The sequence below is a fragment of the Bradyrhizobium sp. CCBAU 53421 genome, assembly GCF_015291625.1.
Lineage (GTDB): Bacteria > Pseudomonadota > Alphaproteobacteria > Rhizobiales > Xanthobacteraceae > Bradyrhizobium.
On record NZ_CP030047.1, the window covers coordinates 1,993,029 to 2,011,708 of the forward strand.

An 18,680-nucleotide genomic window follows, 5' to 3' on the forward strand; every position below is an offset into this window, starting at 1 on the left:
CGTTTCCCCTGCAAGGAATGGCGCGACATGGAGAGCACGTGGCTCACTTCGTGGTGTAGCCGCCGTTGACGAGGATTGTCTGGCCGGTCATCCACCAGCCCTCCGAGACCAGCAGACGAATCCAGGGCACGATATCCTTGATGTCGGTGAGCCCGGTCTTCGAGAAGCCGGACAGCGCCGCTGCCGATCTGTGATAAGCGACCGCATCGGCGCCCTCGGCCGGATAGAAGAACGGCGTGTCCATCGGGCCCGGGCCGATCGCCGTGACCGAGATGCCGCGCGCGCCGAATTCCTTCGATGCTGCGCGCGTAAAGTGCTCGACCGGCGCCTTGGTGCCGGCATAGGCGGCATAGAACGGCGTGTAGGCGCCGAGCAGCGACGTCACCAAGGTGCAGATCTTGCCGTTGTCGTTGACGTGACGGCCGGCCTCCTTGAGGAAGAAGAACGCGGACTTGGCGTTGACCGCGCTCATCGCGTCGTATTCGGCCTCGGAGATCTCGACCATCGGCTTCTTCAGCACCTTGCCGACGCTGTTGATCGCGATGTCGGGACGGCCGACCGCGGCGACGGCGTCGGTGAACAATTTTTCCATCGCGCCCGATGTCGTGAGGTTGGCCTGGAAGGCGACCGCGTTGGCGCCGGCAGTCTTGATCGCGGCGACAGTCGCGTCGGCGTCGGCCTTGGTCGCGGCGCTGTTGTAGTGGATCGCGATCGCCTTCGCGCCATGGGCCGCGAGGTCGCGCGCGATCAGGCCGCCGAGGTTCTTGGCGCCGCCGGCGATGATGACGGTCTTGTCCTTGATGCTGTGGTCGGTCATGGCGTTCGCTTCTCCAGGTCTCGCGGCCGCGCCCTGCGGCCGCTTTCTGAGGGAAACGATATCGTCTAGGATTTGCCGATAAAGCCGTGCATTCTGACCTCACTTGTCAGAATTGGCGAACAATCGGGGCCCGATCGTGGACCGCATCGATCTCTTCCGCATCTTCGCCCGCGTCGTCGAGTGCGCGAGTTTCACGCGGGCGGCCGACACGCTGGGTCTGCCGCGCTCGTCGGTCTCGTCGACGGTCGCCGAGCTGGAGCAGCGCATCGGCGCGCGGCTATTGCACCGAACGACGCGAAAGGTGTCGCCGACCCATGATGGTGCGGCGTTCTACGAACGGGCCTTGCGCGTCGTCGCCGATGTCGAGGAGGCCGAGACCTTGTTCCGCCAGGCCGGCGCCGAGCCGTCGGGGCGGCTCAGGGTCGACGTGCCCGGGCGGATCGGCCGCCTGATCATCGCGCCGGCGCTGCCGGCTTTCCTCGATCGCTATCCGCAGATCGACATCGACCTCGGCGTCACCGACCGCGCCATCGACCTGATCGCGGACTCCACGGATTGCGTCGTGCGCGTCGGCCCGCTCGGCGATTCCGGTCTGATCGCGCGGCCGCTCGGCAATCTCGTGCTGATCAATGTCGCGAGCGCGGGATATCTCGCGCGCCACGGCACGCCGCAGACGCCGGACGATCTCGGCGCACATTGGGCGGTCAACTACGCCTCGCCGTCCACTGGCCGCATCGAGGAATGGGAATGGTGCAAGCAGGGCGCCTCGCGCACCATCGCGATGCGCGGCCGCGTCACCGTCAACAGTGCGGAAGCCTATATCGCCTGCTGTCTTGCCGGTCTCGGCCTGATCCAGATTCCAGCCTACGACGTGAAGCGGCACCTCGATGCCGGAGAGCTCGTCGAGCTGATGCCGCGGCATCGCGCCACGCCGATGCCGATGACCTTGCTCTATCCGCACCGCCAGCATCTGTCGCGGCGGCTGCAGGTGTTCGCCGACTGGCTGACGGCGCTGTTGAAAGAGAAGCTGCTTGTCGTGGGCTAAGGCTTCTGCGCGATGCCGGCGCAGGAGCTGCGACGCCTTATCGCCTGCTGGCGCGAGCCGAGGCCGTGGCGCGCTTCGCCTCTGCCTTGGGTTGGAAAAACAGGCGGGGCATCACCGAGACCAGTCCGAAGGTCATTCCGAGGAATGCCAGGAACGTATCGAGATAATTCATCTCCATTTCAGTTATCTCCATTCAGCTTGCACCGGGCTGACCCGGTGCAATGCGTTCGATGAACCTAGATATGGTCCGGTACATTGCTCGGTACAATAGAAACATTGATCTCGGAGCAATACTTTCAATGCTTCGCGTCAGGCAGCAATCCGGCCCTGCGGGTGCCGCTGCTCGATGGCTTTGACAGAGTTTTCGAATGCCTTTTCCAGCACGCCTCTGCCGATCGACCCGAGCACGAGACCGAGGAGCCATCCCTTGAGGTTCTTGCCCTCGCGCACCACGATCACGTCAATGTCGGTCGTGCCATCGGACCGCCGCGCGAAGTTGTAGGTGTGACCCGACCTGCCGCCCCACACATTGGAGTCGGTCGTCGTCAACACGACATGGTCGGGGTCGGACCAGTCGTAGTGCAGGCGTTCCCAGATGCCGTTCGAGCCCTCCGTCACGTCAGCATGCGAGGGGCCGCGGTCATGCACCTTGAGGTAGGCGTCGGCGCTGTTGCCGAATAGTTTGGAGCGGCCAGGCCCGAAGTCGGTGAGACCGCTGACATACTGCTCGGGTGTCAACCTAGTCGTTCGATGAAGGTGGATCGTCGACATCTGTGGCTCCTGCACCAGTCATGAAGCACTGACCGCTGTGGGGACTAGTTGGAGAGTGCACCCGACGTGCGGACAGTCACGCTGTCGCCGTTCCGGCTGATCTCCAGTGCGCCTGCCTGGTTCGGCGTCGAGAGCAGGGCGCGCTGACCGGGCGCCAGCACCGAGACGAAGCGGACCGGCGTTCCGGCTTCGCCCTGCGCGAGCGTGGTCACGACGCGATATCCGTTGGGCTCGACGGTGTAGTAGGCAACGCCGGACACGTTGCCGAGATGAATGCTTTGGGCCTCGATCGGCCTGAGCCCGCGCGCCTGTGCGGCGCCAAGCGAGACTCCAAGCGAGACCAGGGTGAAGGCGGCGGCGAGAACTGTGCTGCGGATCGACATGGGATCCTCCATTGGCTTGAGTGTCGGAACCTGGGCGGCGGGCGATTGCCCGTCTGCTCCCTTGCCAGAGCACATGGTGAGGCTATGCTCATCGATCAAACAGATAGGATCGATAATGGCCATCGATGCCGTCAATTTAGGTCGGGTCGACCTGAATCTGCTGGTTCATCTCGACGTGCTACTGACCGAGCGGAGCGTGACCCGAGCGGCGGCCCGGGTCGGCATTGGCCAGTCCGCGATGAGTCACAATCTCGCCCGCCTGCGCGAGTTGTTCGATGACGAACTGCTCACGCGAGGGGCCGATGGCATGCGCCTCACCCCGCGCGCGATGACCCTGGTCGATCCGGTGCGGACCGCGCTCGCGCAGGTCGAGACGGTGCTGCTGCGCGACCAATCCTTCGATCCGGCGACGGCGGTGCGGACCTTCAGGCTCGGCCTGTCGGACAGCATGGAAATCCTGATCGTGCCGCGCCTGCTGGCGCGCATGCGCGAGATCGCGCCGGGCATTCACCTGCGGCTCTATAATGTCGATACGTCCCGGCTGCTCGACGACCTCGACGCCGACGAGGTGGATCTCGCGCTCTCCTACGGGCCGATCCAGCAGGGCCAATTGCATCACAAGCAGCGCCTGCTGTTCACCGAGAGCTTCCTGTGCATGTTCAATGCCGAGAAGACGGGCATCACGCCGCCGATCTCGCTCGAGGACTACATCCGGCTTCCGCATGTGCTGACCAGCCTGCGGCCGGGGCGCACCGTGCGCGGCTTCGTCGATGAAGCGCTCGAAGAGCTCGGCCTGCAGCGTTCCGTTGCGCTGACCACGCCGCGTTTCCTCACCGTGCCGTATCTGGTGGCGCAGGCGCCCGTGATCGTCACCATGGGCGCACGGCTGGCGCGCCGCTTCGCCGCCGAGCTCGGGCTCAGCCTCAGTCCGCCGCCGGTGAGGGTGAAAGACATCACGGTGTCCTTGCTGTGGCATGCGTCCTACCAGCACGACCCGGCCCATGTCTGGTTGCGGGACCAACTGGTCCAACTGATCGCAGAACTGTGAGCCGGCACGGCGGGCGCGCCTGGTGCGGCGATCGTAGGGTGCTGAACGCGAAGTTCGCGCGATTTTCGTGGCAGCCGCTTTCACTAACTTCGCATTCAATCCGCATTGCTCGTTGACGTGATCAATTTCCAGGCGATCGGACGCTTTTGCAACATCGTGATGCCGGCAATGGGGGCCGGCTCGCGCCGGCCCCCATCCCTCATTCCACGATCGCGGTGACCACGCCGGCACCGACGGTGCGGTTGCCCTCACGGATCGCAAAGCGCGACCGCGCCTCGAGCGCGATCGGCTTGTTGAGCTCGATCGTGAACTCGGCGCTGTCGCCCGGCATCACCATCTCGGCGCCGCCAGCGAGCTGGACGATGCCGGTGACGTCGGCGGTCCGGAAGTAGAACTGCGGACGATAGTTGGCGAAGAACGGCGTGTGCCGGCCGCCTTCGTCCTTCGTCAGCACGTACACTTCCGCGCGGAAGGTCCGGTGCGGCGACGCACCACCGGGATGCGACAGCACCTGACCCCGCTGCACGAGTGCCTTGTCGATCCCGCGCAGCAGGCAGCCGACATTGTCGCCGGCCTGCCCCTGATCGAGGATCTTCCGGTAGCTCTCGATGCTGGTCACGACCGACTTGCGGGTCTCGCCGAGGCCGACGATCTCGACCTCGTCGCCGATCCTGATCGTGCCGCGCTCGACGAGCCCGGTCACGACCGTGCCGCGCCCCGCGATCGACTGCACGCCTTCGATCGGCATCAGGAACGGACGATCCCTCGGCCGCTCGGGCAACTCGATAAAGCTGTCGAGTGCCTCGAACAGTTCGAGGATCGCCTGATCCGCCAGCGGACCGTGCTCGCCGCGCAGCGCGGCCATCGCAGCCCCGCGCACGACCGGCGCGTTGTCGCCGTCGTACTGGTACTTCGACAACAGGTCGCGCACCTCGATCTCGACGAGATCGACCAGTTCCGGATCGTCGGCGACATCGCACTTGTTCAGGAACACCACGATGCGCGGCACGCCGATCTGGCGCGCGAGCAGGATGTGCTCGCGCGTCTGCGGCATCGGTCCGTCGACGGCGGAGACGACGAGGATCGCGCCGTCCATCTGCGCCGCGCCCGTGATCATGTTCTTCACATAATCGGCGTGGCCCGGGCAGTCGACGTGCGAGTAATGGCGCGCCGCCGTCGAGAACTCGACGTGGCTCGTCGCGATGGTCAGGATCTTCGAATCGTCACGCGTACCTTGCGCTGCCGACGCCTTGGCAACGTCCTGGTAGGAGACGAATGCGCCCCAGCCGTGATCGGCTGAAACCTTCGTCATCGCTGCCGTCAGCGTCGTCTTGCCATGATCCACGTGGCCGATCGTGCCAACATTGCAGTTGGGCTTGAGGCGGATGAACTTCTCTTTGGCCATGGGACACCTGTGGTGTTCGAGCTCCCGTGCTGGGTTTGCACGACTCGAGGCACCGCGAGAGCCCGTTCGGCACCAGGAGCCGCTTCCGCTCCGGGCTGCCTTCCAATGTCAGGTGTGACGTAAGGTCAGGTCCAAAGCAGAATGGCGGCGGACGAGGGCACTAGCCCTCCCGTCATCAGCACTGATGCTCGCTGTGACTGCCGCATGTTGGAAACCTGGATCGCTCGCCCTAGAAAAGGAGGCGTGTACATAAGGGGTGACCGCGCGGTTGGCAAGAGGCGCGGCCGTCGCGCCGAAGCGCCGCGCTGGCGTTGTGGACCTCCGCAGCGTATAGTTTGCGGGCACAGGTGACGGTCCTTCGAATGTCGATCTTTTCAAGCAAAACCGGTCTCGCAATCATCGCCGCAGTGCTCTGTCTCGGCGCCCAGCAGGCCCATGCCCAGGCCGGCCCGGTGCGCTACTGGACGCCGGGCTCGCTGTTCGGCTTCGGCGGCAGCCTGGCCGATGGCCAGAAGGTCGACACTTACGGCAACTTTCCGGGCTTTGACGCCACCGCGCCGCAAGGCGGCGACTTCTCGTATCTGAACGGCCGCCCGGACGGCTGGTTTGTCGGCAGCGAAGGCGGCCGCGCCGGCTGGGGCGCGATCGGCCAATCGGCGGCATTCGGCTCGCTGGACTATCAGGGTGCGCAGGTCGGCTACAATTTCAAGGGCGTCGGCAATACACCCGTGACCTTCTTCGCTGGCTTCGACTCCTTGAAATACAATCCGCCCGGCGCCGGTGGCCCGCTGGCGCCGTTCAGCGGCAATCCCGGCGTCAATGCCGGCTATTCGGCGCGCGCGGGCGTCGAGTTCCGCCCGACCTCGAATCTCAGCCTCTCATTCGGAGCGAGCTTCACCCAGCAAGGGGCGGAGCGCATGGACAGCGACATTCATTCGCAGCTGCTGCCCGGCCAGTCTCCGGTGCTGTTCGGCGGCCGCTAGGCGACACGAACATAGCGCGTCAGCGCAAGACCGCAGCGCTGCGCTCCTGATTCAACCAGAGTTTCAGCTGGAACCAAGAAGGCTCGCGCTCACGGGCACAGTCAGGATTGAAACATGGACATGCAAGGCAAGATCGCACTCGTTACCGCAGCAGCGTCGGGCGCCGGTCGCGCCGGCGCGCTCATCCTCGCGCGCGAAGGCGCGGCGGTTGCGGTGGTCGACCAGAACGAGGCCGGCGCGAAGGCGGTGGTCGACCAGATCAAGAACGGCGGCGGACGCGCGCTGGCGCTGGCCGGCGATCTCCGCGACGAGAAGTTTTCGCGTGACATCGTCACCGCGACGGTGAAGGAATTCGGCGCGCTCGATTGCGTGTGGAATCATCTCGGCATTCCCGGTCCGTCCGTGATCGACGATCTCGAAGGCTGGGATCTCAGCGTCGATCTCAATCTGCGCTCGCAGCTGATCACCACCAACGCGGCGCTCGGGCAGATGACGGCGCGGCGCAAGGGCAGCATCCTGTTCACCGCATCGACCTCGGGCCTTGTCGGTTCGCCGTGGAGCCCGACCTATTCGGCGGCCAAGGCCGGCGTCATTGGTCTGGCGCGGGCGCTTGCCAAACGTCACGCCAAGGACGGCGTGCGCGTCAACGCGATCTGTCCCGGCGCGATCGACACGCCGATGCTGCGGGTGTTCGTCAACCGGCCGGACCAGCCCGGTCACAACGAGGCGGACCCCGAAGAATTGATCAAGGCCGCGGTGACCCGCAATCCGATGGGCCGTGCCGCGCGCCCGGAGGAGATCGCCGAGGTCGCGGTGTTCCTGCTGTCGGACAAGGCCTCGTTCGTCACCGGCATCGCGATGCCGGTCGATGGCGGGACGGTGGCGTAGTCGTTTGATGGATTGAAGTCGAGCTGTATCCTCGAAGGGAACTGCGCTCCCTCTCCCGCTTGCGGGGGAGGGTTGGGGTGGGGGTATCTCCGCGAGTCACATTGTGGAAAGAGTCCCCATCGCATCTTCGATGCGATGGAACCTCCCCCGCAAGCGGAAGGGTGCAGCGAGTCTATCGCTGGACAAACTAGCGAACGAGATTTCCCTAGAACTAAAATCTCGCCCTGATGCCGGCATAGGCGGCGAGCGGCATGCCGGGCACGAAGGTGCGGGGGTCGCTCAGCTGTGCCATCAGGTTGGGTAGACCGCCCGCGCTGGTAAAGCCGCCCGTTTGGTAGAACGCGCCGCTCAGATAGTAATGCTGGTTGAACACATTGTTGATCAGGCCGAACACCTCGATGTTCTTCGTGACCTGGTATGACGTGTGCAGATTGACGACGGAATAAGCCGGCACCTTCGGGCTCTGGTTGGTATAGTCATGGATCAGCCACTGGCTGCCCACGACGTTGAGGTCGGCGCCGACCTTCCAGGCATCCGTGACGTTGTAGTCGACGCCGGCCTTGAAGCGATGCGCGGGAATGCCCGGGATGTGGTCGCCCGGCGTCACGTTGACGAATTGCGCGCCGGCCTCGTTGGTCAGGGCATTCGGATTGTTCGGTGAGGACAGCGTGACCGCGCTTTGATAGGTCGCGTTGACATAGGTGTAATTGGCGTAGGCGTTCCATCGATCGATGCGATAGTCGAGCTTGGCCTCGATGCCCTGCCGCAAGGTCTGTCCGGCGTTCTGGAAGTATCCGAAATTGTTGACGCCGAGTGGGCTTGCCACCTGGATGATGTCGTCGTCGGACAGGGTGCGGAACGCGCCCAACCCCCAGCTCAGCACGCCCGTCCTGGCGTCGCGGCCCCAGCCACCGCGGAGGCCCGCCTCGACGGTATGCGACACCACCTGCTTGAGCGGTGGGTCGGCCACCAGGAAGGTGTCGATCATGCAGGGATGGTTGGGATCGGAGCAGCCGAGCTCCAGCGGCGTCGGTGTACGGTTGGCTTCCGAATAGCCGGCATAGGCGGTGAGGTTCGGGGTGATCTTGAAGGTGCCGCCGATCACCGGGTTGAATCGCTGGAAGCGATTGCTGCTGTTGAGCAGGTCGTTGGTCCCGGTCTGGTCTTTCAGATCGATCTGGGCGTAGTTGAATCGTCCGCCTGCAGTGACCGAAAACCTGTTCGTCACATCGAATGTATCGGTGAGGTAGACGCCGGTGTACGTGTTGGTGGCGCGCAGATCGACCGGGCTCAGACCGGCGTCAGGCTGGTTGATGAAGACACCGGTGCCCGTCACGAACAGGTTGCTGGGATCGACTGCACCGAGTTCGCTGGTCGCCGTGAATTTCGTGTTGCCGTGATCGACACTGACACCCATCACGACGTGGTTGTCGTGCCCGAACAGTTTGTCCGAATTGGTCAACTGGGCGGTGCCGCCGAAACTGTTGGTCGCAGCCCGGTTACGATCAAGTTCGCCAAGGAAGGCGTTGCCCAGCGTGTTCGGAGTCGCGGGACCGTCCGCCGGACCGAAAACCGGAAGGCCGTCGCCGATGCACAAGGTGGTCGGATCGTCGCACGGCGCAACGTCGGTGCCATTGCCGTCGGCATGGCTCTGCCGGAAGCCACGGAAATAGGCGTTGCCCTGGAATGACCAGGTGTCCGAGAAATTATGGCTCAGCGTGGCGTTGACGAAGGCAAGCTGCAGCAGCGTCGATTGCGGCCAGGTGTAGACGCTCGACCAGCGCTGGTTGAGCAGCTCGACCGGCGTTGCCGCGACGTTGCCGAGCAGGTTGCTGGCGCCGGTGAAGTTGACGTGGAATTCGGTGTCATCATTGCGCGCGCCGACGTCGACATACATTCGGTTGATGTGCGAGGAGTTCGCATGGTCGCGCCAGCCGCGATCGTAGGCGGATTCGAACGCCGCATAGGCGGAGATGTTGTCCCTCTGGCCGCCGGCTTGCACGCTGCCCTGCACGCGCCCGTAAGAACCGCCGAACAGTTCCGCCTCGGAGCCCTGATAGGTGAAGCCGTTCTTCATCTGGATGCTGAGCGCGCCCCCGATCGCATTCAGGCCGAAGATCGGGTTATTGGGCACCAGCGAAACCCGGTCGATGGCCTTTTCCGGGATGAAATCCCAGTTGACCACGTCGCCCCAGGATTCGTTGATGCGCACGCCGTTCTGATAGACCGCGATGCCCTGCGGCGTTCCCTGCACCGGCGAGGCGACGAAGCCGCGGTAGTCGAGATTGCGCTGGAACGGGTTGCCGGTCTGGTCGGTGAGCGTGACGCCGGGCAGCTTGCGGTTCACCGAGTCGAGAAAGTTGGTCGAATAGTTGCGGCTGAAATCCGCCGAGGTCAGCACCTCGGTGTTGGACGGGATCTTGTCGCGGTCGAGCAGGCTCGAACCGCGCTCGGACGGGCCGGGGACACCGGCGCCGCCCTCGGGCGCCGCCGCCGTTTGCGCCGGCGCGGCCCGGGTTCGGGCGGTTCGCGAGGTCCGCACCACCGGCCGGGCGGCGGGCTTGATGCTGCGCGTGCCTGACAGCGGCGAGGGGGCAATCACGTTGACCGGCGGCAGTTCGGCCGGGGCGGGCGTCTGGGCTCGCGCCATCGTCAGCGGCGCTGCGGCTCCGATGGCGGTGAGCACGGCCGCAGCGCCGCGCGTATAGACCGAACCAGACAAAAATCGTGTTGCCGTACGCAACAACGTACCAGCCATGACGCCCACCCTGTTGTCACGGTTCGGCTTTTATCCCCGACGAACCCTGGCTTCGAGACTGCTGGAGCGCTTCAGCTTTGGCAAACAAGATGTGTCCCGGAGGTCCGGGATTCTTTTCCGTCCATAATCGGGAAAAATTCCCGATGCCGGTCGACGGACCCGCCAACCGACTGCGCGGCGGCGATTCTTGCCGATTTTGCGCAAGATTTATGCCCAAGAGACAGGCATCCCGCCTCCTGGGCAGCGAGCTGGTCAGTTCTTGAACTCGCAGCCGAGGCGGTGCAGCGCCTCATCGACCCAGCGGCGGTCGCTGGTGCCGGTGAGGATCTGCTGGATGGCTTTCTCTTCGGTCGCTTTCTTGGCCTCGGTCAATTTGCAGATGGCCTCGGCCTCGTCATGGGGCACACAGAGCACGCCGTCATCGTCGGCCACGATGAGATCGCCGGGCTCGACGATCATGCCGTCGATCGAGATCGCGCAGTTGATCTCACCCGGTCCGTCCTTGTAGGGGCCGCGATGGGCGACGCCGGCTGCGAACACCGGGAACGATCCGGCGCGGATCGCGCCGGCATCGCGGATCGAGCCGTCGATCACGAAGCCCGCGACGCCCTTCTTCTCCGCCAACGTCGACATGATCTCGCCGATGATGGCATTGACCAGGACGCCGCCGGCATCGACCACGATCACGTCGCCGGGCTGGGCGAGGTCGATCGCCTTGTGCACCATCAGATTGTCGCCGGGCCGGGTCTTCACGGTCAGCGCCGGGCCGCCGAGCCAGCCGCCCTTATGCATCGGCCGCAGCCGGTTGGTGCCCGCGATCCGCGACATCACATCGCTGATATTGGCGACCGGCAGCGTGCGGTAGCGCGCGACCAGGTCAGGCGACACTTTCCGCTTCGCCTTGTGAATTGCAAATCCTATGGCCATCGGTGTTCTCCGGGGTGTTGTCGGCGCGGCCGGTTAATGCGCGCGGCGCTCGAGATGGGCGTTGAGGCGGGGATAGACGCGGCGGGCATTGCCTTCGAAGATCTTGGCCTTGTCCTCCGCGCTCAGGGGCAGCGCATCGATGTAGCGGCGGGTGTCGTCGAAGTGATGGCCGGTTTCGGGATCGATGCCGCGGACCGCACCGACCATCTCCGACGCAAACAGGATGTTCTCGACCGGAATTACCCTGGTCAACAGCTCGATGCCTGGGAGGTGATAGACGCAGGTGTCGAAGAACACGTTCTTCAGCAGATGCTCGGACAGCGGCGGCAGCTTCATGTCCTGCGCGAGGCCGCGGTAGCGGCCCCAGTGATAGGGCACCGCGCCGCCGCCATGCGGGATGATGAACCGCAGGGTGGGGAAGCGCTTGAACAAGTCCGAGGTCAGGAACTGCATGAAGGCGGTGGTGTCGCCGTTGAGGTAATGCGCGCCGGTGCCGTGGAAGCACGGATTGCAGGACGAGGAGACATGGACCATGGCCGGCACGTCGAGCTCGACCATCTTCTCATAGAGCGGATACCACCATTCGTCCGTCAACGGCGGGTCGCACCAATAGCCGCCGGCGGGATCGGGATTGAGGTTGCAGCCGACGAAACCGAGCTGCGTCACGCAGCGCTCCAGCTCCTCGATGCAGTTTTTGGGCTGCACGCCCGGGCTCTGCGGAAGCTGGCACACGGGGACGAAATTCTGCGGGAACAGGGTGCAGACCCGGTGCACGAGGTCGTTGCAGATCGTGGTCCATTCACGGCTGGTCGCTTCCTTGCCGACATGGTGGGCCATGCCGGCGGCACGCGGCGAGAAGATGGTGACGTCGGTGCCGCGTTCCCGCTGCAGGCGGAGCTGCGCGCCCTCGACGCTGCTGCGGATCTCGTCGTCGGTGATTCCGAGATTGGTGGTGAGCGGCCGGCGCGATCTGTCGGCGAGGCCGGCGAGCTGCTTGTCGCGGAAGATCTGCAGCTTGGCCGGCTCGGTGGTGTAGTGGCCGTGACAATCGATAATCATGGTTGCTTCCTTGTTGTCCCCTTGGCAGGGTTGTCAGCGTGCGACGGATGACGGGATCGCACCCGTTAGTTCTGTCTCGCGCGGTTTGACGCGCATGGTGGCGGCGATGGCGGATGCGACGAACAGAAAGCCGGCGATGCCGACCAGCGCCCAGGAGAAGCTTCCGGTCGAGTCCTTGATCAGGCCGATGCACCACGGGCCGATCAGCCCGCCGAACTGCGCCAGCGTGTTGACCATGGCGATCGCGGCGGCACCGGCTGCGCCGGTCAGCAACGAGGCGTTGATGCTCCAGAACAACGGATTGCCGGCGTTCAGGCTGAAGCCGACGATGCACAGGAACACGAAGGCCAGCACCGGGCTTGCGACATAGGCGCTGCCGAGCATCGCGATCGCGGCGAGCAGATAGACCGCCGCAAGATGAAACTTGCGATCGCCTGTCTTGTCCGAGCTGCGGCTGACCACGATGGTGCCGACGACGCCGAGCAGCGGCGGGATCGCTGAGAGAAAGCCGACCTCGATGTTGCTGAGATCGCCCATGCCCTTGATGATCTGCGGCAGCCACAACAAGAGGCCATAGATGCCGACCAGCGCGCAGCCGAACAGCGCCGCCAACAGCCAGACCCTGATATCGAGCACGCATTCGATCAACCTGTGCTGTCCCTGTTGTTCGATCTCGGCCCGCTCGGCGGCCAGCTCGCCCTCCAGCCAGGCCGCTTGCTCCTTGGTCAGCCAGCTCGCCTTGGCTGGGCGGTCGGTCAGATAATAGAGCGTGAACAGGCCGAGCAGAATGGTCGGCACACCCTCGGCGATGAACATCCATTGCCAGCCGTGCAGGCCGGCGGCGCCGTCGAGGAAGGTCATGATGCTGGTCGAGATCGGCCCGCCGAGCACCGCGGAAAACGAGCCGGCGATGATGTAGCCGGCCACCGCGCGGGCGCGGTAGCGTGAGGGGAACCAGTAGGTGAGGTAGAGCACCACGCCCGGCATGAAGCCGGCTTCCGCGACGCCGAGGCCGAACCGCATCACGTAGAGGCTGAGCGGATTCCAGACGAAGGCGGTGAGCGTGGCGACGAGGCCCCAGGTAATCAGGATGCGTGCCAGCCAGATCCGCGCCCCGAGCCAGTGCAGCATCAAATTGCTCGGCACCTCGAGCACCATGTAGCCGAGGAAGAAGATGCTGGCGGCAAAGCCGAAGATCGCGGGGCTGAGGCCGAGATCCTTGTTCATCGTCAGCCCGGCATAGCCGAGATTGATGCGGTCGAGATAGTTGAAGAACATCATGGCGAAGAGGATCGGGATCAGCCGCCAATAGACCCGGCGGATGGTTTTCTGTTCGAGCTCGCTGACGGACGTTTGGCCCATTGGAATCCTCCCTTGTTTCTTGTTGTCGCGCCTGTGATCCGAACCGGGCGGAGCGCCTGTTATTTGCGGCGATTTCGCATGGCTGACCGGCTGCGCGTGTTGCCCCTTGGAGCATCCGCGTTTTGGCGCCAAGATCGGAAAACGGTCCTGGGAGGTCAAATACCGCTTTGACCCGTCACTTATAGGGAAACGGAATAAGCGATGGATTACAGGCAGCTTCGCTACTTCATCGCGGTCGCGGAAGAACTCAGCTTCAGCCGCGCCGCCAAGCGGCTGCATGTCAGCCAGCCGCCGCTGAGCACGCAGATCAAGGCGATGGAGGAGGAGCTCGGCACGAAGCTGCTGTCGCGGACACGACGTGCGGTCGAACTCACCCAGGCCGGCCAGTTGCTGCTGGAACACGCACGGCGTGCCGTCAGCGAGCTCGACCTCGCATCGGAGACCGTGCGCCGCGCCGCGCGCGGTGAAGCCGGCGCGGTCCGTGTCGGCTTTACCGACTCGGTTCCGATGCTCGACATGTTCGCCGAACTGTTCCGCAGCTTCCGCGGCAGCTATCCGCGGGTGAAGATCGAGCTCAGGCACATGTCGACGGCAAAGCAGCTGCAGGCGCTCGCCGACGCCGAACTCGACGTCGCGATCATGCGGCCGCCGCTGGATTTCCGGCCCGCGGCCGATCTGCAAGTTCATGTCGTCTGGCGCGACCGCTTGATGGTGTTCCTGCCGATCGATCATCCGCTCGCCTCAGCGCCCGGCAAGCTCAGCGTTGCCGATCTTTCCGAGCACGAATTCGTCGGCATGGCCGAAAGCGGCTGCGGCGTCGGCGACCAGGCGGCGATGCTGTGCCGGCGCGCCGGCTTTGCGCCGCGGATCGCGCAGGAGGCGCACGAGCTGCGCACGGTGCTCAGCCTGGTTGCCGCCGGGATCGGGCTTTCGATCCTGCCGTCCTGCTACCAGCAGGCTGGCGTCATGAGCGTCGTCGCGAAGGCGCTGGACACACCGGATGCGGAGAGCCGCATGCTGGTGGCGATGCGCTCGAACGCCTCGCTGCTGCCGCGCCGGTTCGTCGAATGCGCGTTGCACGCCGCGTCGCGCAGCGCGCCGCCGCTGGTCCCCGAGGTCGCCGCGGCGCTCCGCTGATCGGATTGTGCCGGAGGCGCACGCGCCTGAGAGGTCGACTTGCCGTGCGCGCACGGCACGCGACGGTCCGCGCACCCCATACTTTCGTCGCCAGTAGTCTCCCGGAATGCAGTCTGGCGTCGCTCTTGCATAGCTGAATGCAAGGTGCTGGGGCGCCGATTCGTCGTGTTTCGCCTGTAACGGCGGCGTTGCCGGCGAACAGTAAGTGATGCGCGCCCGCAGCCGGATCGACACTTACGGAGACGACGACATGCACGTCATCACACGTGCGGTACTGCTGCTGGGGGCGTTGTGGCTGACATCGCCCACCCTGGCGCGCGACGACGGCCGCTACGCCAATTCACCACTGAAACCCTGGTTCGAAAGCCTGCACAGCGGTTACGGACAATGCTGCTCCGATGCCGACGGCTCCGTGGTCGCCGATCCCGATTGGGAATCGGACCACGGCCATTATCGCGTGCACATCGACGACGAATGGGTCGTGGTGCCGGACGAGGCCTTGATCACCGAGCCGAACAAGGTCGGGCGAACCATGGTGTGGAAGCACTATATCGACGGCCATCCGCGCGTGCGCTGCTTCATGCCGGGCAGCATGACCTGAGGCGCTATCCTAGGCAGGTGTGCGGCCGGTGAGGAAGCGTGTGACCACGCCGCCGAGCGTGGCGTGGTCGAGCTCCTCGGCGAGCGAAGCCTTGGCGGTGTCGACCAAGGCGTCGGGCGCAAGGCCGCGGCGCAGCTCGCACAGCGCGCCGGCGTAGTCGGCGGTGAATTCCGGATGCGGCTGCACCGACAGCGTGGTACCGTTGGCATAAAGCAGCCCGGCATGCGGCGTGAAGTCGGACGACATGATGGTGCGCGCGGAGGCTGGCGGGACGATCACCTGGTCCTGATGCGAGGCGGCCACCGCGATCGTCTCGCCGTCGAGCAGCCCGTTGTCCGGCACGAGCCGATAGACATGGCGGCCGATGCCCCAGCCCTTCTCGGACTTGCGCACGGTGCCACCGAGCGCCTGCGCGATCAGCTGGTGGCCGAAGCAGACGCCGACCATCGGAACGCGCTGGTCGTGGGCTGTGCGCACGAAGGCTTCGAGCGGCGCGATCCAGGCGACGTCGTCATAGACGCCGGCTGCCGATCCCGTGATCAGGATCGCGTCCAGTGTCATGGGATCCGGAAGTGGCTCACCGTTGGCGACGCTCACGACGTCGCAGCTCACCGATGCGTCGGCTGCCGCTACCATCCGTTGGAACATCTTCGGATAGCTGCCGTGGCGCTCGCGGAATTGCGGGCTGACGAGCCCGGTTTCGATGATGGTGATGCGGGGCATGGGACGCGTTGGCGGATGGGCGGAACGCCTCAGCGTTTACTCCGAAAACGCTGACGGCCACAAGCCGCGCGGCGCGGCCGCCGATCAATTCCGCGACGGTGAAGCCGCGTCGATCGTCGCGGTGTGCTGCGCTGCCGGCGTTGCGTTCGCGGTCGCCGGCGTCGTCACAATTGCCGGTGCCGTCGCGACAATCGCCGGCTCGGTCCGGTAGCGCGGCAGCTGATCCTCGAGCGAATATCCGACGCAGAGCGCGAGGCTCGACCACACCGCCATGCTGAAATACAGCGACATCCAGGCGATCTCCTCGCGCCACTCGGCGATGTCGTGGGTCACGACCCAGCGCCGGCTGACATCGCGCAGGCCGTCCAGCGGATGCAGCAAGGTGCCGCCGGCGGCGAGGTTGGCGCGCCAGCGGTTCAGATACATCGGGACGTCGACGGTCATCAGGAAGGCGAGGAAGGCGGCGATGCCGAGGATCGCGACGATGAAGGCCCAGCGCACCGGGCCATGAAACTCCGGCAGCAGCCGGCACAGCGCAATCCCGACCAGGAAGAACACCACGGCCCAGATCGAGTTCTCGATCGCGTTGCAGAGATAGTGGGTGGTCAGCACCGCATACCAGGAGAAGCATTCCGCGATCACGATCAGCGGCACGATGATCCAGGCGATGGTCAGGCTGGTCTCGGCACCGGTCATGGTGCCGAGCTGATGCAGGATGATCGCCCATTGCGCGGCGAAGCAGATCTCGGCGATCGTGGCGACGGTGCGGCCCACCATGACGCTCGACAGCCAGTGGTCGAACAGGCAGATGCGCTGCACGTCGGCGCGCGGCAGCACCGAACGGAACGCGCAGCCGAACACATAGGCCGCGCACAGCAGCAGCATCAGGCCGATGCCGGTGGTGTTGCTGAAGCTGCCATTGGCCTGCTCATGGAACTGGCGGTAGAGCGCGAACCACACCGCGATGTTGGCGGCGCTGACGAGACTCAGGAAGCCCCACCACCGGACCACTGGATTTGACCAAGCCAGCGTAACCGGCCGCGCCCGCCACTCCATGCTCATTCACCGCTCCGCGTGTAACCGAATTGATATTGAACTGTAGTAATTCTGTCATAGAAGCTGACGAATCACGACTAAAAAATGCGTGTGGCGCGGGGCCGGGCGGCTCCGATTGTGACAGCGTTTGTGACAGCGAGCGCGGTTTGTGACAGTGAGCGCGTGGCGCGCCGTTCGTCGTTCCGGGGCGAGCGGTACTTCCTTCGCCATTCCGGGATGCGCCGAAGGCGCAGGCCCGGAATCCATCGGGCCGCCATGTTGCTGTTGAATGGATTCCGGGCTCGCGTGGAGCCTGTCATCGGGCCGCGCTCTGCGCGGACCCGTTGGCGTGCCCCGGAATGACGAGGGGAAGCACCGACCCTCCAGCCTTCGCGATCGTGATCGCAGCTGACGCCGGCGTCGGTAGGCAGGCTTCGCGCGATCATCTATTGAACGGCTTCCATTTTCAGGCCGAACCCGCACGGGCTGGCTTCAAGCGAAGGCGCCTTGTGACGACGGACATCACGGCCAGCTACGATCCGCTGCTCCGCCGGATTCACTGGGCGACGGCGGTGCTGTTCATCGCGGCCATGCTGATCGGGCTCTATTGCGGGCTGCAGCCGGCGGGGACGTCGCCGCGGCGCGAGCTGCTCGAGGTGCACAAGTCACTCGGCGTCACGCTGTTCTTCCTGGCGATCCTGCGGCTGATGGTGCGGGCCGTGACCACTGCGCCGCCGGAGCCGGGGTCGTTCTCGCCGCTGGTCAGGATCGCAGCAAGGCTCAATCACTGGGCGCTCTACGCCATCCTGTTCGTGATGCCGGTGACCGGCTACATGTTCTCGTCGGCCGGCGGCTATTCGCTGCGTTATTTCTGGACCTTCAGCTGGCCGCGCCTGTTCGCCGACAACAAGGCGGTGGCGGAGGCGGGCGAGCTGGCTCACGGCCTGCTTGCGTGGTTCGTCTATGCCGTGGTCGCGCTGCATATCGCCGCGACGCTGTGGCATGTCGTGGTGAAGAAGGACGAGACGCTGGCGCGGATGTGGCCGCGCGCGAGCCGCAACACATCCTGATTCATATTTGACGCGTTTTCTTCACGCGACCCGGTGTCCACTTCGCTCGAAAACGCTCTGGCCGTCAGCCGCGCAGCGCGGTCTCCGGAATGGTGCGGCGAACCACCTCGCGCATCGCGAAGCTGGAGTGGATGCGGGCGACGCCCGGCATCCGCGACAGATGCTGCTTGTGGATGCGCTCGAAGTCGGCGATGTCGCGGGCGATCACCTGCAGATGATAGTCGTCGCTGCCCGACATCAGATGGCAGGACACGACGTCGGGGCAGCGCGCGATCGCCGCCTCGAAGGCTGCGAGATAATCCTCGCTCTGCTTCTCCAGCGTGATGGTGACGACGACGGTGGTCACGAGGCCGAGCGCACTCGGCTCGAGGTCGACGCGGTAGCCGCGGATCACGCCGATCTCCTCGAGATGGCGGATGCGCCGCGCGCAGGCGGTCGGCGACAGCCCGACCTTCTCGGCAAGCTCGATCTGGCTCGCGCGAGCATCAGTGACCAGCTCGGCAAGGATTCTGAGATCGATACGATCGAGACCGTCCACGCAGTTTTCCTTCAAGAGCTGAATTTGAAACGAAGGATATGAGCGTATTTCGATGTGGGCAAGCCGGAATTCGCTGAGAAACGCCATGTGACGGGGAATAGCCTTGGGCGAGGCGGAAACGAATCCAATG

General features: G+C 64.8%; 19 protein-coding genes. 7 read left to right on the plus strand and 12 right to left on the minus strand.

Annotation, left to right across the window (positions count from 1 at the left end; translation table 11 throughout):
• Positions 1–43 precede the first annotated feature (43 nt).
• Positions 44–817, minus strand: coding sequence for an SDR family oxidoreductase (locus tag XH92_RS09425; RefSeq protein WP_194458969.1), 774 nt, complete (start codon positions 815–817; stop codon positions 44–46).
• Between the two features lie 136 nt (positions 818–953).
• On the opposite strand from XH92_RS09425, the gene XH92_RS09430 reads away from it, so the two are divergent.
• Positions 954–1,862 carry a LysR family transcriptional regulator gene (locus XH92_RS09430; RefSeq protein ID WP_194458970.1) on the plus strand — a complete coding sequence of 303 codons (909 nt, stop codon included), beginning with the start codon at positions 954–956 and terminating at the stop codon, positions 1,860–1,862.
• 37 nt (positions 1,863–1,899) lie between these two features.
• Here XH92_RS09430 and XH92_RS43590 read toward each other — a convergent pair whose 3' ends face one another.
• The 3 genes from XH92_RS43590 to XH92_RS09440 form a co-directional block, all read right to left on the minus strand.
• A complete protein-coding gene (locus tag XH92_RS43590) occupies positions 1,900–2,034 on the minus strand; it encodes a hypothetical protein (protein ID WP_256437614.1) in 135 nt (44 codons plus the stop codon).
• 137 nt (positions 2,035–2,171) lie between these two features.
• Entirely contained in the window at positions 2,172–2,633 is a 462-nt protein-coding gene (locus XH92_RS09435; RefSeq protein WP_194458971.1) for a hypothetical protein, read from the minus strand.
• Positions 2,634–2,677: 44 nt separating this feature from the next.
• Positions 2,678–3,016 carry a hypothetical protein gene (locus tag XH92_RS09440; protein WP_194458972.1) on the minus strand — a complete coding sequence of 113 codons (339 nt, stop codon included), beginning with the start codon at positions 3,014–3,016 and terminating at the stop codon, positions 2,678–2,680.
• Between the two features lie 115 nt (positions 3,017–3,131).
• Between XH92_RS09440 and XH92_RS09445 the strand changes: the two genes are divergently transcribed.
• Positions 3,132–4,064, plus strand: coding sequence for a LysR family transcriptional regulator (locus tag XH92_RS09445; protein WP_194461188.1), 933 nt, complete (start codon positions 3,132–3,134; stop codon positions 4,062–4,064).
• 199 nt (positions 4,065–4,263) lie between these two features.
• Here XH92_RS09445 and tuf read toward each other — a convergent pair whose 3' ends face one another.
• Positions 4,264–5,469 carry an elongation factor Tu gene (tuf, locus tag XH92_RS09450; RefSeq protein ID WP_194458973.1) on the minus strand — a complete coding sequence of 402 codons (1,206 nt, stop codon included), beginning with the start codon at positions 5,467–5,469 and terminating at the stop codon, positions 4,264–4,266.
• Between the two features lie 362 nt (positions 5,470–5,831).
• Between tuf and XH92_RS09455 the strand changes: the two genes are divergently transcribed.
• Both XH92_RS09455 and XH92_RS09460 read left to right on the plus strand, forming a co-directional pair.
• Positions 5,832–6,452 (plus strand): hypothetical protein, encoded by a 621-nt coding sequence (locus tag XH92_RS09455; RefSeq protein ID WP_194458974.1) that lies wholly within the window; start codon positions 5,832–5,834, stop codon positions 6,450–6,452.
• Between the two features lie 114 nt (positions 6,453–6,566).
• Positions 6,567–7,340: an SDR family NAD(P)-dependent oxidoreductase gene (locus tag XH92_RS09460; RefSeq protein ID WP_194458975.1), complete on the plus strand. Its 774-nt coding sequence runs from the start codon at positions 6,567–6,569 to the stop codon at positions 7,338–7,340.
• 211 nt (positions 7,341–7,551) lie between these two features.
• Here XH92_RS09460 and XH92_RS09465 read toward each other — a convergent pair whose 3' ends face one another.
• The 4 genes from XH92_RS09465 to XH92_RS09480 all read right to left on the minus strand — a co-directional run bounded on the left by XH92_RS09465 (position 7,552) and on the right by XH92_RS09480 (position 13,446).
• Entirely contained in the window at positions 7,552–9,738 is a 2,187-nt protein-coding gene (locus XH92_RS09465) for a TonB-dependent receptor (RefSeq protein ID WP_246788537.1), read from the minus strand.
• Positions 9,739–10,350: 612 nt separating this feature from the next.
• Positions 10,351–11,025 (minus strand): RraA family protein, encoded by a 675-nt coding sequence (locus XH92_RS09470; protein ID WP_194458976.1) that lies wholly within the window; start codon positions 11,023–11,025, stop codon positions 10,351–10,353.
• Between the two features lie 33 nt (positions 11,026–11,058).
• On the minus strand, positions 11,059–12,084 hold the full coding sequence (locus tag XH92_RS09475; protein WP_194458977.1) for an amidohydrolase family protein: 1,026 nt from the start codon (positions 12,082–12,084) through the stop codon (positions 11,059–11,061).
• A gap of 33 nt (positions 12,085–12,117) precedes the next feature.
• Positions 12,118–13,446: an MFS transporter gene (locus tag XH92_RS09480; RefSeq protein WP_194458978.1), complete on the minus strand. Its 1,329-nt coding sequence runs from the start codon at positions 13,444–13,446 to the stop codon at positions 12,118–12,120.
• 201 nt (positions 13,447–13,647) lie between these two features.
• Between XH92_RS09480 and XH92_RS09485 the strand changes: the two genes are divergently transcribed.
• Entirely contained in the window at positions 13,648–14,583 is a 936-nt protein-coding gene (locus tag XH92_RS09485) for a LysR substrate-binding domain-containing protein (RefSeq protein WP_194458979.1), read from the plus strand.
• A 250-nt stretch (positions 14,584–14,833) separates the two neighbouring features.
• Complete coding sequence (locus XH92_RS09490; protein WP_194458980.1) at positions 14,834–15,184, plus strand: hypothetical protein; 351 nt, start codon at positions 14,834–14,836, stop codon at positions 15,182–15,184.
• Positions 15,185–15,193: 9 nt separating this feature from the next.
• Here XH92_RS09490 and XH92_RS09495 read toward each other — a convergent pair whose 3' ends face one another.
• Together XH92_RS09495 and XH92_RS09500 are read right to left on the minus strand one after the other, a co-directional pair.
• Positions 15,194–15,907: a type 1 glutamine amidotransferase gene (locus tag XH92_RS09495; RefSeq protein ID WP_194458981.1), complete on the minus strand. Its 714-nt coding sequence runs from the start codon at positions 15,905–15,907 to the stop codon at positions 15,194–15,196.
• 84 nt (positions 15,908–15,991) lie between these two features.
• Positions 15,992–16,963 (minus strand): hypothetical protein, encoded by a 972-nt coding sequence (locus XH92_RS09500; protein WP_246788538.1) that lies wholly within the window; start codon positions 16,961–16,963, stop codon positions 15,992–15,994.
• 488 nt (positions 16,964–17,451) lie between these two features.
• Between XH92_RS09500 and XH92_RS09505 the strand changes: the two genes are divergently transcribed.
• Positions 17,452–18,012, plus strand: a complete 561-nt coding sequence (locus XH92_RS09505; protein WP_246788352.1) for a cytochrome b — start codon at positions 17,452–17,454, stop codon at positions 18,010–18,012.
• 64 nt (positions 18,013–18,076) lie between these two features.
• Here XH92_RS09505 and XH92_RS09510 read toward each other — a convergent pair whose 3' ends face one another.
• Entirely contained in the window at positions 18,077–18,565 is a 489-nt protein-coding gene (locus XH92_RS09510; RefSeq protein ID WP_050627110.1) for an Lrp/AsnC family transcriptional regulator, read from the minus strand.
• Positions 18,566–18,680 lie beyond the last annotated feature (115 nt).

Bases quoted from the DNA above. Each gene is read 5' to 3' on its own strand.
- XH92_RS09470 (WP_194458976.1), bottom strand. From the start codon at position 11,025: ATGGCCATAGGATTTGCAATTCACAAGGCGAAGCGGAAAGTGTCGCCT.
- XH92_RS09440 (WP_194458972.1), bottom strand. From the start codon at position 3,016: ATGTCGATCCGCAGCACAGTTCTCGCCGCCGCCTTCACCCTGGTCTCG.
- XH92_RS09435 (WP_194458971.1), bottom strand. From the start codon at position 2,633: ATGTCGACGATCCACCTTCATCGAACGACTAGGTTGACACCCGAGCAG.
- XH92_RS09475 (WP_194458977.1), bottom strand. From the start codon at position 12,084: ATGATTATCGATTGTCACGGCCACTACACCACCGAGCCGGCCAAGCTG.
- XH92_RS09455 (WP_194458974.1), top strand. From the start codon at position 5,832: ATGTCGATCTTTTCAAGCAAAACCGGTCTCGCAATCATCGCCGCAGTG.
- XH92_RS09445 (WP_194461188.1), top strand. From the start codon at position 3,132: ATGGCCATCGATGCCGTCAATTTAGGTCGGGTCGACCTGAATCTGCTG.
- XH92_RS09460 (WP_194458975.1), top strand. From the start codon at position 6,567: ATGGACATGCAAGGCAAGATCGCACTCGTTACCGCAGCAGCGTCGGGC.
- tuf (WP_194458973.1), bottom strand. From the start codon at position 5,469: ATGGCCAAAGAGAAGTTCATCCGCCTCAAGCCCAACTGCAATGTTGGC.
- XH92_RS09495 (WP_194458981.1), bottom strand. From the start codon at position 15,907: ATGCCCCGCATCACCATCATCGAAACCGGGCTCGTCAGCCCGCAATTC.
- XH92_RS09485 (WP_194458979.1), top strand. From the start codon at position 13,648: ATGGATTACAGGCAGCTTCGCTACTTCATCGCGGTCGCGGAAGAACTC.
- XH92_RS43590 (WP_256437614.1), bottom strand. From the start codon at position 2,034: ATGAATTATCTCGATACGTTCCTGGCATTCCTCGGAATGACCTTCGGA.
- XH92_RS09480 (WP_194458978.1), bottom strand. From the start codon at position 13,446: ATGGGCCAAACGTCCGTCAGCGAGCTCGAACAGAAAACCATCCGCCGG.
- XH92_RS09500 (WP_246788538.1), bottom strand. From the start codon at position 16,963: ATGGAGTGGCGGGCGCGGCCGGTTACGCTGGCTTGGTCAAATCCAGTG.
- XH92_RS09490 (WP_194458980.1), top strand. From the start codon at position 14,834: ATGCACGTCATCACACGTGCGGTACTGCTGCTGGGGGCGTTGTGGCTG.
- XH92_RS09425 (WP_194458969.1), bottom strand. From the start codon at position 817: ATGACCGACCACAGCATCAAGGACAAGACCGTCATCATCGCCGGCGGC.